15 protein-coding genes are annotated in these 15,249 nt (G+C 61.3%); 13 read left to right on the top strand and 2 right to left on the bottom strand.

The annotated features are described in order from the left end of the window. The first annotated feature begins 44 nt into the window (after window positions 1-44). The 7 genes from HB676_RS12765 to HB676_RS12735 all read left to right on the top strand — a co-directional run bounded on the left by HB676_RS12765 (window position 45) and on the right by HB676_RS12735 (window position 6,840). Window positions 45-1,358, top strand: coding sequence for an LLM class flavin-dependent oxidoreductase (locus tag HB676_RS12765; RefSeq protein WP_213738145.1), 1,314 nt, complete (start codon window positions 45-47; stop codon window positions 1,356-1,358). Window positions 1,359-1,582: 224 nt separating this feature from the next. Next, a complete protein-coding gene (locus tag HB676_RS12760) occupies window positions 1,583-2,470 on the top strand; it encodes an ABC transporter ATP-binding protein (RefSeq protein ID WP_213738144.1) in 888 nt (295 codons plus the stop codon). Next, window positions 2,467-3,258: an ABC transporter ATP-binding protein gene (locus HB676_RS12755; protein WP_213738143.1), complete on the top strand. Its 792-nt coding sequence runs from the start codon at window positions 2,467-2,469 to the stop codon at window positions 3,256-3,258. Before HB676_RS12760 ends, HB676_RS12755 begins: the two co-directional genes overlap by 4 nt. After that, window positions 3,239-4,099 (top strand): branched-chain amino acid ABC transporter permease, encoded by an 861-nt coding sequence (locus HB676_RS12750; protein WP_213738142.1) that lies wholly within the window; start codon window positions 3,239-3,241, stop codon window positions 4,097-4,099. The genes HB676_RS12755 and HB676_RS12750 overlap by 20 nt, the downstream gene beginning before the upstream one ends. Beyond that, window positions 4,096-5,016: a branched-chain amino acid ABC transporter permease gene (locus HB676_RS12745; RefSeq protein WP_213738141.1), complete on the top strand. Its 921-nt coding sequence runs from the start codon at window positions 4,096-4,098 to the stop codon at window positions 5,014-5,016. Before HB676_RS12750 ends, HB676_RS12745 begins: the two co-directional genes overlap by 4 nt. Before the next feature lie 15 nt (window positions 5,017-5,031). Next, window positions 5,032-5,583: a carboxymuconolactone decarboxylase family protein gene (locus tag HB676_RS12740; protein ID WP_213738140.1), complete on the top strand. Its 552-nt coding sequence runs from the start codon at window positions 5,032-5,034 to the stop codon at window positions 5,581-5,583. Window positions 5,584-5,604: 21 nt separating this feature from the next. Continuing rightward, complete coding sequence (locus tag HB676_RS12735) at window positions 5,605-6,840, top strand: ABC transporter substrate-binding protein (protein WP_213738139.1); 1,236 nt, start codon at window positions 5,605-5,607, stop codon at window positions 6,838-6,840. A gap of 174 nt (window positions 6,841-7,014) precedes the next feature. On the opposite strand, the gene HB676_RS12730 is transcribed toward HB676_RS12735, so the two are convergent. Next, the gene (locus tag HB676_RS12730) at window positions 7,015-7,599 is read right to left on the bottom strand and encodes a hypothetical protein (RefSeq protein ID WP_213738138.1); all 585 of its coding nucleotides are present in this window, start codon (window positions 7,597-7,599) and stop codon (window positions 7,015-7,017) included. A 38-nt stretch (window positions 7,600-7,637) separates the two neighbouring features. On the opposite strand from HB676_RS12730, the gene HB676_RS12725 reads away from it, so the two are divergent. Both HB676_RS12725 and HB676_RS12720 read left to right on the top strand, forming a co-directional pair. Then, window positions 7,638-8,375: an SDR family NAD(P)-dependent oxidoreductase gene (locus HB676_RS12725; protein WP_213738137.1), complete on the top strand. Its 738-nt coding sequence runs from the start codon at window positions 7,638-7,640 to the stop codon at window positions 8,373-8,375. A gap of 52 nt (window positions 8,376-8,427) precedes the next feature. Further along, window positions 8,428-9,270 carry a CmcJ/NvfI family oxidoreductase gene (locus tag HB676_RS12720; protein WP_213738136.1) on the top strand — a complete coding sequence of 281 codons (843 nt, stop codon included), beginning with the start codon at window positions 8,428-8,430 and terminating at the stop codon, window positions 9,268-9,270. Between the two features lie 272 nt (window positions 9,271-9,542). Here HB676_RS12720 and HB676_RS12715 read toward each other — a convergent pair whose 3' ends face one another. After that, on the bottom strand, window positions 9,543-10,538 hold the full coding sequence (locus HB676_RS12715; RefSeq protein WP_213738135.1) for an ABC transporter substrate-binding protein: 996 nt from the start codon (window positions 10,536-10,538) through the stop codon (window positions 9,543-9,545). Window positions 10,539-11,022: 484 nt separating this feature from the next. On the opposite strand from HB676_RS12715, the gene HB676_RS12710 reads away from it, so the two are divergent. From HB676_RS12710 to HB676_RS12695, 4 genes are read left to right on the top strand one after another with little or no spacing between them, the layout of a single operon-like run. After that, a complete protein-coding gene (locus HB676_RS12710; RefSeq protein ID WP_213738134.1) occupies window positions 11,023-12,123 on the top strand; it encodes an ABC transporter substrate-binding protein in 1,101 nt (366 codons plus the stop codon). Next, window positions 12,101-13,156, top strand: coding sequence for an ABC transporter permease subunit (locus HB676_RS12705; RefSeq protein ID WP_213738133.1), 1,056 nt, complete (start codon window positions 12,101-12,103; stop codon window positions 13,154-13,156). Before HB676_RS12710 ends, HB676_RS12705 begins: the two co-directional genes overlap by 23 nt. Beyond that, window positions 13,150-13,950, top strand: a complete 801-nt coding sequence (locus tag HB676_RS12700) for an ABC transporter ATP-binding protein (protein WP_213738132.1) — start codon at window positions 13,150-13,152, stop codon at window positions 13,948-13,950. Before HB676_RS12705 ends, HB676_RS12700 begins: the two co-directional genes overlap by 7 nt. Next, window positions 13,944-15,116, top strand: a complete 1,173-nt coding sequence (locus tag HB676_RS12695) for an acyl-CoA dehydrogenase family protein (RefSeq protein ID WP_213738131.1) — start codon at window positions 13,944-13,946, stop codon at window positions 15,114-15,116. The genes HB676_RS12700 and HB676_RS12695 overlap by 7 nt, the downstream gene beginning before the upstream one ends. The last annotated feature ends 133 nt before the right edge of the window (window positions 15,117-15,249 follow it).

Genomic DNA, 15,249 nt, shown 5'->3' with positions numbered 1-15,249 from the left:
TGGTATAGAAGTGACAAAAGCCATTCCTGACGGAGGTTGTTGCGTTGTCCCCACGTCACATGAATCTAGCCGGATTTCTCATCGCGGGCCCGGTCGCGCATAGCCATGCGCTGTGGCGTAACCCGGCCCATGAGGTCCCGTTCCTGACATCGGATTATTATGTTGAAGTGGCCCGTACGCTGGAGCGCGGCAAGTTCGATCTGATTTTCTTTGCGGATCGGCTCGCGATTGCCGATCGGTTTGGCGACGACAAGGAAGTCGGGCTGCGCCACGGCGACCAGGATTCGACGCGGATGGATCCCGTCCCCATTCTGGGCGCGCTGGCGGCGACCACGCGGCATATCGGGCTCGGCGCCACGCGCTCCACCACCTATGACCAGCCCTATCATCTGGCGCGCGAATTCGGCACCGTCGATCATCTGTCGAACGGCCGGGCGGCCTGGAATGTCGTGACGTCAATGAATGACGGCGAAGCGCTCAATTTCGGGATCGAGAGCCATCTCAACCATGACCAGCGCTACGACCGCGCCGAGGAGTTCATGGAGCTGATCTTCAAGCTCTGGGATAGCTGGGAAGACGGCGCGCTCACGCTCGATCGCGCCAGGGGACTTTATGCCGATCCGGCGAAAGTGCATTACGTCAACCACGCGGGCACCTATTTCAAGTCGCGCGGCCCGCTCAATATTCCCAGGGGTCCACAGGGGCGTCCGGTGATCATTCAGGCCGGCGCTTCCGATCGCGGCCGGGCCTTTGCGGTGAAATGGGCGGAGGTCATTTTCAACATCTCGCCGACGCGCGACCACATGAAACGCTCGACCGAGGGTGTTCGCGAGGAAGCGCGGCGGTTGAACCGGCCGGAGGGAAGCTGCAAATCCCTGACCGCCATCATGCCCTTTGTCGGCCGCACCCGCGAGGAGGCACAGGAAAAGAGAGATATCGCCAACGCGCTGGTAGATCCGATGGTCGGGCTATCGACGCTGTCGGCGCATTCCAATGTCGATTTGAGCACGCTCGACCTCGATGCGCCGGTCGAGCAACTGCGCAGCACCGGGACCCAAAGCCTGATTGCGATGGCGTCGCGGATCGCCCGTGACAATTCGCTGAGCCTGCGCGAGATCGGCCGGAAATACGGTGAGTGCGTGCTGGTGCCGCAGCTATGCGGTACGCCGAAGCAAATCGCCGATGAGCTTGCGGATATTTTCACTTCCGGCGATGCGGACGGCTTTGTGGTGTCACCGGCATTCCTGCCGGAGTCCTTTGCCGAATTCGTGGATGGTGTGGTGCCGGAATTACAACGTCTCGGCGTGTTCCGCGAGGACTACACGGCCTCAACCCTGCGGGGGCATCTTCAAACCTGAAATATCGGCGGCGGTGCTCACACCGGTGACGAAACACTATTTCTCGACGGCGCAGGCTGAAGCACGTTTGCTCTCTTTTAGCCTCCGCCGGAGGGACAACTTTATTATTTTCTCGAGATCGGCCCGCATGTTGCAAAGCAAACTATTGTATCGGCACCAATTCCAGCGGCCTTCGGCAGCGGCATCCGCCGCCCTGCTTGGCTCGTGCATCGTAAAGCATTTCAATGGGTTCAGCCGCCACCGCGCTTCAGGATTCCCTCGATCTCAGGATCGTGTCGGATTTGCCGGCGGCCCGCGCGGTTGCGCCGGTCACGGGCACGGTTGAGCGGCCGATGAGCGACGTGCCGCTGCTTCAGGTGCTGGGACTGCAAAAGACCTATGGCGGGTTGCAGGCCGTCGCTGGCATCGACCTCGATCTACCCGGTGCGCCCGGCGGACGGATCACCGGCCTGATCGGCCCCAACGGCGCCGGCAAGACCACGCTGCTCAACATCATCTCGGGTGTTGAACGCGCCACCGCCGGCCGCGTACTGTTCCGTGGCAACGACATCGGCGCGCTGCCGCAGCACCGGCTTGCCGCGCAGGGCCTGGTGCGAACCTTCCAGATTTCGCGTGACCTTGGCCAGCTCACGGTATTGGAGAATTTGTTGCTGGCGCGCCCGCAGCAGACCGGCGAAAGACTGATGCAGCTTTTCGCGCACGGCAAGCGGGTCCGGCAGGAAGAAGAGGCGGCGATCGAGACGGCGCGCGCAGCTCTTCTGAAAGTCAGTCTATGGCGGCTCGCGGATGCACCGGCAGCGAGCTTGTCCGGCGGACAGAAAAAGCTGCTGGAACTCACCCGCGCGCTGATGCTCAAGCCAAAATTGGTGTTGCTCGACGAGCCGGCCGCGGGCGTGGCGCCCGCGATGGAAGAAGTCCTGATCGACACCATTCGCGGCCTTGCGGCGGAGGGCGTGGATTTCCTCATTATCGAACACGATCTCGATGTCGTCGCGGCGCTGTGCGAGGAAGTCTACGTCATGGCGGCAGGCAGGATATTGACGCAGGGATCCTTTGCAGATGTCACCGGCGATGCCCGCGTCGTTGAAGCCTATCTCGGATTGAAGGCATGACGGTTTCCGCCGCCGCTCTTGAGGTGCGTGACGTCTACGCAGGTTACGGCGCATCCGATATCATCGCGTCCGTGACGCTGCAGGCGGCGCAAGGGCGGATCACGACCATCGCGGGGCCGAACGGCGCCGGCAAATCGACATTGATGAAGACGCTGGTTGGGCTGTTGCGGCCGCGACTGGGCCAGATCTTGATCGGCGGCCGGGATATCACGCCGCTGTCGCCGCCGCAGCGCGCGCTGGCTGGTCTCGGATACGTCCCGCAGGAACGTAATGTCTTCAAGAATCTGACGATTGGCGAAAACCTTCGCATCGGTTTCGAATTCATTCGTCGCAAGTCGCCGGAAAAGGAATTCAATGCGGCGCGCGACCGCGTGCTCGATCTTTTCCCGGATTTGACGGCACGGCTCGGCGAGCTTGCGGGGACGCTTAGCGGCGGCCAGCGCCAGATGCTGGCGATGGGCTGTGCATTAATTCCCGGACCAACCACGCTGTTGCTCGACGAGCCCTCGGCGGGGCTTTCGCCGCGGTATGTGACGACGATGCTCGACGCGGTCGCGGCGGTAAACCGTGCCGGCGTCACCGTGATCATGATCGAGCAAAATCTGATCGAGGCGATGCGGGTGTCCCACGATGTCGTTCTGCTGGTCGCCGGTGGAATCAGGGGCAAGTGGGGCGCGGACGTCTTTTTGTCCGATCCCGAAGTGAGATCGCTGTTTTTGGGCGGAGCGAAAGCAAAGTCCGAAAATTCTGGCCAGGAAAGGCGCAGCGATGATGCAAGCGCTGCTTAACGGCCTGGTTTCGGGTCTCCTGATTGCGCTGCCCGCGATTGCGCTGTCGCTGACCTATGGCATCCTGAATTTTGCGAATTTTTCGATCGGTGCGATGATCACGACCGGCGCGTACCTCGCTTATATCGCCAACACTTCGTTCGGCGCGCCGATCGTGCTTGCGGCGCCGATTGCGGCGATTGTACTGGCGCTGATCGCGATCGCGATCCAGCGCGGCGTCTATCGCCAGATCCGCAACGCCGACCACGTCACGCTGCTGGTCGCGTCGATGGGCGTCGCCTTCGTGCTTGAGAATGTGCTGCGTTTTTTCTACGGCGCCGATGTCCGCACCCTCGATGTGCCGGTCGCGCGGCCGTTGATCTGGCACGGTTTGCGGCTCAACCATGAACAATTGCAGATCGCGGTGGCTTCCCTGTCGGCGATGGCGGCGATTGCCTTTCTGCTCAAGCGGACGCGATTGGGCCGCGCGATGCGGGCCATTTCCGACGATCCGGATCTGGCCGAAGTGCGCGGCATCGAGCGCGCGCGAACCGTCGACTGGACCTGGGCAATTTCGGGCGTGCTGACGGCGCTCGCCGGCGTGATGATTGCGCTCGACGGCATCGTCGATCCCCTGATCGGCATGAATTATCTGGTTTCGGTGTTCGCCGCCGCCGTGATCGGAGGTCTCGGCAATCCCTTTGGCGCGGTCGTCGGCGCCTTGATCATCGGGCTGGTGGAGGAGACTTCGGCGCTGGCGGTCTCCACGACCTACCGTCAGGGCATCAGCTTTGTGGTGCTGGTGCTGGTTCTGCTGATGCGGCCGCAGGGCCTGTTTGGCGCTGTGAGAATCCGCCGATGACCGGATATCTCGTCGCGATCCTGACCTTTGTCTCGCTGGCGGTGCTGATCGGCTTTGCCCTCAATGTGCAATGGGGCCAGGCGGGCATGATCAATTTCGGCCTTGCCGGATTTTATGGCGTCGGCGCCTACACCGCCGCGATCCTGTCCAAGCAGGGCGTCGATGGATTCACGGCAACGGTCGCCGCCATCGCGTTGACGGCGGCGATTTCCGCTGTCGTGTCGCTGGCGACGATCCGGCTGCGTGAGGATTACCTCGCCATCACGACGCTGGCGTTTTCGGAATCGGTGCGGCTGGTGTTGATGAACGAGACTTGGCTCACCGGCGGCACCAACGGCATTCGCGATATCCCGCGGCCTTTGGTTGGCCTGATCGGCGGTCAATATTACGAAGCGTTCTTCCTGGCTTTGTGTCTCGCGCTGGTCGCGATCGTCTATGCGGTTCTCGACCGGATCATCCGTTCGCCGTTCGGGCGTGCGATGCGGGCGGTGCGCGAGGACGATGTGGTGGCTGCGACGCTCGGCAAGAATGTGCTGGCATTGCGGGTCAAAGCATTCGCGATCGGCGGCGCCGTGATCGGCCTCGCAGGCGCGCTGCATGCCTACTACTTCAGCTACATCGATCCCGGCGAATTCGCGGGCTTTATCACCGTCTATGCGTTCATGACTGTGATCGTCGGCGGCAAGGGTTCAAATCGAGGATTGCTGGTGGGCGCCTGCACGGTCATGGTCCTGCTGGAGGGAACGCGGTTTCTGAAAGATTTCGTGCCGTTTCTTTCGGCCCAGCAAGCGGCCTCGCTGCGATTGGCGCTGATCGGCGCGGGGCTTATTTTAATTCTGATTTACAGGCCCGACGGTCTTGCGCGGGAATATCGCCTGTCGGTGCAAAATCCATCCCGTCCCGACGCCAATAGCTAATCACTGGAGAAAACCATGTCACGCGTATCCATCAAAACCAGGACGGATTTGCCGGCCGAGCTGCAACCGCTGTGGGACAAGATGAGCACCTACGGCGCGTTCGAAAATCAGGCCGGCGTAATGGCGCACCGGCCGCCGATCTTCAAGCATATCTGGTCGTTGCTGGTCGATCTCGCCGACGAGGCGGTGGTATCGAAGCGCTATCTGGAACTCGGGCTCGTCACGGTCTCGCTGCTGAACAAGTGCACCTACTGCGTATCGCATCACGCCCCAAAGCTCGCGATCCAGGGCGTGTCGGAAGAGGGCGCCGAGCGCCTGCTCGACTACAAGGATCATCCCGAACTCGACGACGTCGACAGACTGGTGGTCGAATACGCCATCGCGGTCACCAACAACTGGAACAAGACTCGCGATGAGGTCTTCACCCGGCTCCGGGAGCACTTCTCCGAAGCGCAGATCGTCGAGCTGACCTGGCGCATCGCGCTGTGTGGGGCCTTCAACCGCTTCAACGACATTCTGCAATTCGATATCGAACAGGGCGTCGTGGTCCGCGAAGCCGCCGAATAATACCAAACAAGGAACATCCCCATGAATTTCTCCCTCTCTCGCCGTCAACTGATGGGCGGCATCGCCGCATTGCCCTTCGCGTCGCGTCTTGCATACGCGCAGACAAATGAGCCGATCCGGATCGGCGTCCTCGCGCCATTGACCGGTGGCGGTGGTCCCTATGGCGTCGACATCGTCAAGGCGTCGAAGTTGGCCGCCGACCAGATCAATGCCGCGGGCGGTGTGCTTGGCGGTCGCAAGATCGAACTGTTCGTGGAAGACGACGAAACCAGCGCGACCGCGGCAGTCAAGGCGGCGCGCAAGCTGCTCGATATCGACAAGGTCGTCGCGATCACCGCGGTGTGGGGATCGGCGCCTATTCTGGCCGTGCGCCCGCTGACGCTGGAAAAGAACGTGGTGCTCACCGCGCTCGGATCCGCTGATGAAGTCACGGAAGGCGATACCAAGGGTCTGGTGTGGCGCTTCCAGGCGCGTGCATCGAGCTGGGGCGAGCCGGCGGCGCGCGCGGTTCTCAAGGGCGGCTACAAGAAGATCGGCCTGCTGCATCTGCAGAACCCGTTCGTGGCCTCGATGATTCCGGCGTTTCTCAGCACGATCAAGCAGGGCGGCGCCCGCGTCGTGTCGGACGTCGAATTCAAGCCGGATCAGCCGTCTTATCGGGCGGAAATCGAGAAGGTCTATGCCGCCGAGCCCGACGCGATCTTCGTGCCGGGATACGTCAACCAGTTCACGTCGATCGCCAAGGAAATCTATCGCGGCGGCTACAAGGGCAAGGTGTTCTCATTGACGATCGCCGCGGCCGCCGGCATCGACGGCTCCAGCCCGTTCGTCAAGAATGTCGGCAAGGAAGTCGCCGAAGGCATCGAGCATGTCCAGCCGATCAGTCCGCTGGATCGGCCGGAATACAAGGCTTTCGTCAAGGCGCTTGGCGCGCCCGACGGTACCGTGTTTCCGTTCGCGGCCCTGCAATACGATGCGATCAATGTTCTCGCGGTCGCGATCGAGAAAGCGAAGTCGGCCAATCCCGTTGAATTCGCCAGGGAGATCAGAACAGTCACCAACGGACCGGGTACGAAAGTCGCAACCGGAGCCGAAGCGCTGGCGCTGGTGCGCAAGGGTGAAGCGATCGATTTCACCGGCGCCGGACAGGATCTCAAATTCGACGAGCGCGGCGAATTGATCGGCCGGCCGTTCCTGCATCAGGTCATCCGCGACGGCAAGGATGTGATCGTGGGAACCGTCGGCGGCGCGGCGTAAAGTCGTTCCTTTCACCTTTCCCCTTGTGGGAGAGGTCGAATTGCGAAGCAATTCGGGTGAGGGGTTCAGGTCCATCGATAGACTGTACCCCTCTCCCCAACCCTCCCCCACAAGGGGGAGGGAGCGCACCGTCGTTGTTGTTGCAGAGCGATGCAGTAACAATCAACGCGCCCCTCACATAAGCCGAACCTCATGCGGCGTTAAATTGAACAGGGAAATTTCTCTTTCCTCGACAAAACCGCCGTTTCCGGATTCCCGCGCGACAAGCACATAATCCGTGCATTTGTCACCCACGCGTTCCGTGGTGAACCGCCGGCGAACTTTCCTCCCGTGAACGATATTGAAGTACATCGCCGCACCTTCGTCCTCGAGCTGCAGAAAGCACGGCAATTCCTCGCGCTCTCCACCGAGATGACGCACGACATAAAGCGGCATGATGTTTCTCCCATCAAACTGGGACGTGTTGCAGAACGCAACAATGATCACGCCGGCCCTGTTTTTGAATTCCAAAGTTTGAGCGGGTGGCGCAGGGATCATTCTCCCGATGCCGCCCTGCGAAGATGAAACCTGAGCATTTCCGTTGCGGCGCAGTTCTCGTTTCCAAATCGCGCTGAGAGGGTGCGGCAGTAACAAGACTTCCGCCGTAGGCCAGTTACCTGGAAGAATCTTTCCTGGCATAGCCGGATTGCGTGACATCAATCTTATTTTCCGCGGGTCATTGGCGAAGCCGGCCGGCTGACACAGATTGAGTTCTGTCATTTGCCTTGGGATGCACTCGGGCAAGCGAGAGGCCTTCCATGAGCACGCCTCAACGCACTTCTATCGTTGTCGGAGTTGGTTCCGAGCAGGGGCTGGGCGCTGCGTTGGCGCGGCGCTTTGCTGCGGAAGGCCACAAGGTAATCGTTGCCGGGCGCTCGGAAGCAAAACTTTCGCAAGTGGTCCGTACCATCGTCGAAAGTGGCGGCAGGGCCGAGGCTTTCAGGGCAGATACGACCATCGAGTCCGACATTATCGCACTGTTCGATTTCGCGGAAGCATCCGGTGACGTCCTCGATCTCGTTGTGTTCAACGCCGGCAACAATGTCCGCCATGACTTCCGCACCATGCCGGCCGAATTGTTCGAGCAGACCTGGCGGGTGGCGACCCTTGGCGGATTTCTGGTCGGGCGTGAGGCCGCCCGGCGGCTGACGCCGCGAGGTCAAGGCACGATCATTTTTACGGGCGCTACTGCCAGCCTGCGCGGCAAGCCGCCGTTCACCGCCTTCGCATCGGCCAAGGCCGGACTTCGTTCACTGGCTCAATCCATGGCGCGCGAGTTCGGGCCGCAGGGAATTCATGTCGGTCATGTCGTCATTGACGGCGGTATCGACGGCGAGAAACTCAATAGCGCGGTGCCGCAGCTGAAGATCGAGCGTGGCGCCGATGGAATGCTGAACATCGACGCGATTGCCGATGCCTATTGGCATCTTCATACGCAGCACCGCTCGGCCTGGACGCACGAACTGGATCTGCGGCCGTTCAAGGAGTCCTTTTAAGCGCAAGACCGGAACCAGCAACAAAACTACACCCAACAAAAAGGAGAACAACATGGGACTGCAAAACGAAAAGATCGCGGCGTTGTCGTTTGTGACCGCCGACCTCAATTACCTGACGCCGTCAGTCGATCGGCCACGGACCTACACTTTTGAACCGCCTTCCGGCCAACCGAAGTCGAACATCGTGCCGGATGCGCACAGTCTCCCGATTTATGACATTCGCCTGATCAGCGAAACAGTCTCGCTTGACCGCGAAGGGTTCGCGCTGGTCCGGCAAACGAGTTCGGTCAAGGATTTTTACAACGACGACGAGATCAAGGCGGTTTACTATCCGGAAGCCGAGCGGCTGATCAAAGCCGCGACCGGCGCCGACCGGGTCTTCATCTTCGATCACACCGTGCGCAAGCGCGTCGAAGGCGCGGAAGATCGAGCAGGCAATCTTCTGCGCCAGCCGGTTGCGCGTGTCCATGTCGATCACACCGCGAAATCCGGTCCGCAACGCGTTCGGGACCTGATTCCAGACGAAGCGGAAGAACTTCTGAAAGGCCGCGTTCAGATCATCAACATCTGGCGGCCGATCCGCGGACCGCTGCTCGACTCGCCGTTGGCGGTCTGCGATGCCCGCACTGTACACGCGAACGAATTGGTGGCGTCCGATCTGGTCTATCCCAACCGTGTCGGCGAAACCTATTCAGTGAAGTACAATCCGGAACATCAATGGTTCTATGTACCGAGGATGACGGTCGATGAGGCCTTGCTGCTGAAATGTTATGATTCCGCGACCGACGGACGCTCTCGCTTCGCGCCCCACACCGCCTTTGCCGATCCGACCACGCCAGCCGACGCCCCGCCGCGCGAGAGCATCGAGTTGCGGACGCTGGTGTTTCATAAGTAAGCGTTTGAACGGTAAGAGCTAGATTATGATGTGATCTTTTGCAGCAACGGCAGTGCGTCCCCTCTCCCACCCAACTCGGGTTTACCCGAGTTGGGCATATTAAATTATCGAAGTCGGATATATCCGACTTCGAGTGGGAGAGGGTTGGGGTGAGGGGTTCAGGTCCATCGATGGAGCTAAACCCCTCACCCGGATCGCATCTGACGATGCGATCCGACCTCTCCCACAAGGGGAGAGGTGAAGTAAGTTCGCATGGTCTTCAATCTCCGCCGTCAGTTGGATGCGCTCGACCCAACCGTAAAGCTGCGATCCACCGCTTTGCTCACATCGAGCGTTTTGGCCAAAATGCCATACCGCGTGGCGCGGTCGGAGGCTTCCTGCACCGCCTTGACGACGCTTGCATCGATCGCGATCGGGCTGGCGCGCTGCGCGGTGTACGCGGCGAGCAGCACGTCTTCCGGCAGTTTTGTTAGTTCGGCGGTGCTTTTTGCGTATTCTGAGAGATGATCCAGCGACCATAGCCGCGCTTTGTCCAGCCTTTGAACCAGATCCTGCACGGCCGCACGCTTGTTCGCGATCGCCTGGTCGGAAGCCACGAAGAATGTGATGGTCGGCGTCAGGCCTTCGCCATCGGCGACAACACGCGCATTGTCCTTCAGCGTCGCATAGGACACGTAAGGCTCCCAGACGGCCCAGCCATCGATGGAGCCCGCGAGCAGCGCGATCTTGGCATCCACCGGGCCCAGCGGCGCAAACGTCGCGTCCTCTATTTTATTTCCCGCCTTTTCCAGCGTCGCGTCGATCAGGAACTGGCCCCAGCCGCCCCGCGTTCCTGCGAGTCGCTTGCCTCTGAGGTCGGCGGCGGTCCTGATCGGCGAATCCGCGCGCACCAGAATGGCCTGTGTTCGGGCATCGGCGCGAGTGCCTCCGATGGCCTTGATCGGCGCGCCCGTCGCGTACACGGTCAGGAAGGCCAGATCGCCGGTATAGCCGACATCGAGCGCGCCGGCATTGAGCGCTTCAAGAATCGGCGCAGCCGCGGGAAATTCAGACCATTCGATCTTGTAGGGAAGATCCTTGGCGAGCCCCGCAATCTCGAGCAGCGAGCGATTGCCGCCCTTTTGATCGCCGACCCGAAGCGTCACCACGTCGGCGGCCAGAGCCGATGCGGTGACTGAAATGCTGACGGCGGCGCCGAACAGCACCGCACGGACACTGCGGAGGCGTGCATGGATTCTGGATTTGGACGTGATCGGATTCCTGCTCATCGTTGCTCCGGGTTGATTGGCGCTTGGTTTGGCGCGCGTCCGAGACCGATCAAGCCTAAGAGCAACTGGATCGCAGTCAATGAAATGGCCAACTGAATATTTTGGCGGGCGAGCAATGATCGTCTCGCCTTTCGCGTGACCATGGCTATTGCCTGCTGCTCAAGGCTATTCCCGCCGAGCAGGCGGGTGTTGCATCGAACTTACAGCTCTGCACATTTTTTAACGGCGCGAAAAGCGTTCCACCGCCGGATAACGCAATTGTGGAGATAATCTCTCCGTTCGGTTTCACATTCAAAATTCCATTTCATTGACGATTGCGATGCCGCGACGCATCATTTGAACGTCAATTCAATGGCGCGAGAGCTGTACGCTCGCAGCAATAGAAGCGAATTCACGTAAAACCAACGCGACGCAGTAACCGGCCGCAGCACTCATGCGTTGCGCCGATGGCGGCTTGCTGCCGCCCAAAAAGCAGGAGAAAACAATGCCGAAAGATACCAAGCAAGACAGGTCGTTGCTGGATCGCCGCACGCTGCTAGGCGCCGGAGCTGCCGCGGCATTTGCCGCGCCGATCGGCGTGTTCAGCGCGCAGGCCTTTCCGTTCCGCAACCTGACGCCGAATATCGACTTCTCGGAATTCCCGATCTGCAAGACCGCATCCGATGCACCGCCGCTGACAGGCGCTCCGCGAAAGCTGAAACTGTCCTGGAATGCCGGCGCTGTTTGCCTCGCGCCGCTGCCGGTGGCGATCGATCACGGCTTTTTCCAGAAACAGAATCTCGACGTCGAACTAGTCAACTACAGCGGCTCGACGGATCAATTGCTGGAGGCGATTGCGACCGGCAAGACCGATGCGGGCCTCGGCATGGCGCTGCGTTGGCTGAAGCCGCTCGAGCAAGGCTTTGATGTCAAGATCGCGGCCGGAACTCATGGCGGCTGCATGCGCGTCCTGTCGCGGACCAATTCGGGCGTCGACAAACTCGCCGATCTCAAGGGCAAGGTCGTCGGTGTCGGGGATCTCGCCGGTCCCGACAAGAATTTCTTCTCGATCCAGCTCGCGAGATTGGGCCTCGATCCCAACAAGGATGTCGATTGGCGGGTCTACCCGGGCAATCTGCTGCAGTTGGCCGCCGATAAGGGCGAAGTCCAGGCGGTGCTGGCGTCCGATCCGATCGCCTATCTCTGGCTGAAGGACAGTAGCTACAAGGAAGTCGCGTCCAATCTGGACGGCGACTACAAGGACAAGAGCTGCTGCATCGTCGGATTGCGCGGCAGTCTGGTGCGGGAGGAGCCGCAGGTCGCGCGCGCCATCACGCAGGCACTGCTGGACGCGGCGATGTTCACCTCGCAGAATCCGGACAAGGCAGCCGCCTCGTTCCAGCCCTACGCGCCCAAGAACGCCAGCATCGAAGATCTGCAGGCGATGGTCCGCTATCACACCCATCATCACCATCCGGTCGGCGCGGTGCTCAAGCAGGAGCTCAAGGCCTATGCTGACGATCTGAAGCTGGTGTCCGTTTTCAAGCCGAGCACCGATACGACGAAATTTGCGGAGCGGATTTATGTCGATCTATTCAGTGCCTGAGGCGGTCGGGCTACCGCAATCGGTGGAAGAGGGCGCGGCATTCGCGGGACGCTCGCTGTCGTTACCGAGGCTGTCGCTTTTCAGGCTGCTTCCGGTCAATGGAAGCGGTGTCGTCGCCAGCGCGGCATGGGCTGTCTTCGGCCTCTCCTGCCTGTGGTGGGAAGATCGCGGTGATTGGTCGCGAACGCATGAAGTCGCGATTTCGGCCTTTGTTATCGCCGGCATTGTTCTTGTCACGACATTGAGCGGAAGCCTGCTCGGCCGTTTCGGCGCGGGTCTGCAGAAACGCGCGCCGTGGCTGCTGGTGCTCGGATTGTTCCTGAGCTTGTGGGAGGTCGCGACCGCAAAATTCGGCTGGCTGCCGCTGCCGTTCTTTCCGCCGCCGCAAGCCATCGTCGAAGTCTATACCGACGATCTGCCCAAGCTGCTCGATAGCGCCTTTGCATCCGTCAAGCTTCAGCTTGGCGGCTACGTGATCGGCGCGGTTGCCGGATTCCTGACTGGCGTATCGATCGGCTGGTCGCGCAGCGTCGGCTATTGGGTGCATCCGATTTTGCGGTTCATCGGGCCGCTGCCGGCGACGGCGTGGCTTCCGATCGCGTTCTTTACGTTTCCTTCGAGCTGGAGCGCGAGCACGTTCCTGATTGCGCTGGCGACGGGATTCCCGGTCACGGTCCTGACCTGGTCCGGCGTCGCGAGCGTCAGCAACGCCTATTACGACGTGGCGCGGACGCTGGGCGCCAAGCCTTCGTTCCTGGTGCTGAAAGTCGCCATTCCCGCAGCGCTGCCGCATGTCTTTGTCGGCCTGTTCATGGGACTGGGATCGTCCTTTGCCGTGCTGGTCGTCGCCGAAATGATCGGGGTCAAGTCCGGGCTCGGCTGGTACCTGCAATGGGCGCAGGGCTGGGCGGCCTATGCGAACATGTATGCCGCGCTGATCGTGATGTCGCTGTTGTGCTCGGGCGCGATCACGCTGCTGTTCCGGACCCGCGACCGCCTATTGGTCTGGCAGAAGGGCGTCGTGAAATGGTAGCGCTCGCGGTTACTGAGCGCGCGTCAACGGCGCTGGCCAGAGGCGCCGCGCTGGATGTCGAGGGCGTCAGCCATGCTTTCGATATCGATGGCGCTGTTCTGCCGGTGCTGGACGATGTCAGCTTTTCGGTCAAGCCGGGTGAATTCGTTGCCCTGCTCGGTCCGTCCGGATGCGGCAAGTCGACCTTGCTGCGTCTGGTCGCGGGCCTTGAGGCGCCGCGATCGGGCACGCTGCGTGAAGACGGAGATCCGATCACCGGGCCGTTTCCTTCGCGCGTCGTGGTGTTTCAGGATCCGACCTTGTTTCCATGGCGCACCGTCTGGAACAACGTCGCGCTCGGCCTGGAAGCCCAGGGCATTTTGAAGACCCAGCGTCACCGCGTCGATGCCGCGATCGAGCTGGTCGGGCTCTCGGGCTTTCGTAACGCCTACCCCCATCAGCTCTCGGGCGGCATGGCGCAGCGGGTCGCGCTGGCGCGGGCGCTGGTCAACGATCCCCAACTCCTCATACTCGACGAACCGCTCGGCAAGCTCGATTCACTGACGCGCATCACCATGCAGGCGGAAATCGCCTCGCTCTGGCAGCGCAGCGGATTCACCACGCTATTGGTGACCCATGATGTCGAAGAAGCGGTGTTTCTCGCTAACCGCGTCATCGTGTTCAGCGACCGCCCGGCGCGCATCAAGGCGGATATTGCGGTCGATAGCCCCTATCCGCGGCATCGGGGCGATCCGAAACTGTCGGAGCTGCGCCGGAACATTCTCGGACTGCTCGGATTGGACGCAACATGGTGAGCACCAACCGCAAGGAAGTTCCGGTCGACGCAACGGTTGACGTGTTCGACCGCGCCAACGCGCTGGCTTCCGAATTCGCCAGCCGGGCGGCCCAGCATGACCGCGATGCGAGTTTTCCGTTCGAGAATTTCGAGGCACTGTCCAAGGCAGGCTTGCTGGCGCTGACCGTGCCGGCCGCGCTGGGCGGCGATGGAGCAGGGGCGCTGGATGCCGCGCGCATCCTTGGTATCTTCGGAAAGGCTGATCCATCGACGGCGCTGGTGCTGTCGATGCATTACATCCAGCATCTGGTGATGGCGCGGAGCTCGCACTGGCCGGCCCGTCTCGCGCGCAAGCTGGCCCGTGAAACCATCGAAGACGTGGCCTTGATCAATGCGCTGCGGGTCGAGCCCGATCAGGGGTCGCCGTCGCGCGGCGGGCTGCCGGCGACGATTGCACGCAAGACCGAGACGGGATGGCGGCTAAGCGGCCGCAAGATCTATTCGACCGGCGCGCCGATCCTGAAATGGTACGCGGTGTGGGCGAAGACTGACGAGCCGGATGTGCGGGTCGGCATATTTCTGGTTCCGGCGGGATTGCCGGGCATCCGCATCGTCGAGACCTGGGATCATCTCGGGCTGCGCGCCAGCGGCAGTCACGATGTCATATTCGACGACGTGGTGTTTCCGCTCGATTATGAAATCGATGTCCGCAAACCCGATGAATGGCTGGTGCCGGATCTCACCCAGGCGACGGTCCATGCGATCTTCGTTGCGGCGATCTACGATGGCGTCGCCCGCGCCGCGCGCGATTGGGTCATCGAATTTCTCAAGGATCGCACGCCGTCCAATCTCGGCGCGCCGTTGGCCACGCTGCCGCGCGCGCAGGAGATCGTCGGCGCCATTGAAGCTAATCTGGCGGTCAACGCCCGGCTGATCGAAAGTTTCGCGGGAGATTTCGACGATGGTGTCCAGCTAAGTCCGTCCGAAGCCAACATCATCAAGCTTACCGTCACCAACAACGCGGTCGCGGTCGTCGAGCAAGCGCTGTCATTGACCAGCAATCACGGCCTGACCCGGGCCAATCCGCTGGAGCGGCATTATCGCGACGTGCTGTGCGGACGCGTTCATACTCCGCAGGACGATGCCACGCGCGTGATCGCCGGCCGGCTTGCGCTTGGCCTCTGAAAGAGGGAGGCGACGGGGAAGATTCCGCTGCGTTTGACCCTGCTGCTGAAATAAAAGCCGCGCGTCGGCCCGTGCGACAGGGGGCTTGTCCTTATTTCCGGGCCATCCTCGACACCTATTTCGCGCCACCCCA

Source organism: Bradyrhizobium sp. dw_411, assembly GCF_018449695.1.
GTDB lineage: Bacteria > Pseudomonadota > Alphaproteobacteria > Rhizobiales > Xanthobacteraceae > Bradyrhizobium.
The sequence above is the reverse complement of the archived record's forward strand: the minus strand, read 5'-3'. Positions and strand labels throughout refer to the sequence as shown.

Coding starts and splice junctions, on each gene's coding strand:
- HB676_RS12735 (WP_213738139.1), top strand. CDS start 5,605: ATGAATTTCTCCCTCTCTCGCCGTCAACTGATGGGCGGCATCGCCGCA.
- HB676_RS12705 (WP_213738133.1), top strand. CDS start 12,101: ATGTCGATCTATTCAGTGCCTGAGGCGGTCGGGCTACCGCAATCGGTG.
- HB676_RS12720 (WP_213738136.1), top strand. CDS start 8,428: ATGGGACTGCAAAACGAAAAGATCGCGGCGTTGTCGTTTGTGACCGCC.
- HB676_RS12745 (WP_213738141.1), top strand. CDS start 4,096: ATGACCGGATATCTCGTCGCGATCCTGACCTTTGTCTCGCTGGCGGTG.
- HB676_RS12740 (WP_213738140.1), top strand. CDS start 5,032: ATGTCACGCGTATCCATCAAAACCAGGACGGATTTGCCGGCCGAGCTG.
- HB676_RS12715 (WP_213738135.1), bottom strand. CDS start 10,538: ATGAGCAGGAATCCGATCACGTCCAAATCCAGAATCCATGCACGCCTC.
- HB676_RS12730 (WP_213738138.1), bottom strand. CDS start 7,599: ATGACAGAACTCAATCTGTGTCAGCCGGCCGGCTTCGCCAATGACCCG.
- HB676_RS12725 (WP_213738137.1), top strand. CDS start 7,638: ATGAGCACGCCTCAACGCACTTCTATCGTTGTCGGAGTTGGTTCCGAG.
- HB676_RS12700 (WP_213738132.1), top strand. CDS start 13,150: ATGGTAGCGCTCGCGGTTACTGAGCGCGCGTCAACGGCGCTGGCCAGA.
- HB676_RS12695 (WP_213738131.1), top strand. CDS start 13,944: ATGGTGAGCACCAACCGCAAGGAAGTTCCGGTCGACGCAACGGTTGAC.
- HB676_RS12760 (WP_213738144.1), top strand. CDS start 1,583: ATGGGTTCAGCCGCCACCGCGCTTCAGGATTCCCTCGATCTCAGGATC.
- HB676_RS12750 (WP_213738142.1), top strand. CDS start 3,239: ATGATGCAAGCGCTGCTTAACGGCCTGGTTTCGGGTCTCCTGATTGCG.
- HB676_RS12755 (WP_213738143.1), top strand. CDS start 2,467: ATGACGGTTTCCGCCGCCGCTCTTGAGGTGCGTGACGTCTACGCAGGT.
- HB676_RS12710 (WP_213738134.1), top strand. CDS start 11,023: ATGCCGAAAGATACCAAGCAAGACAGGTCGTTGCTGGATCGCCGCACG.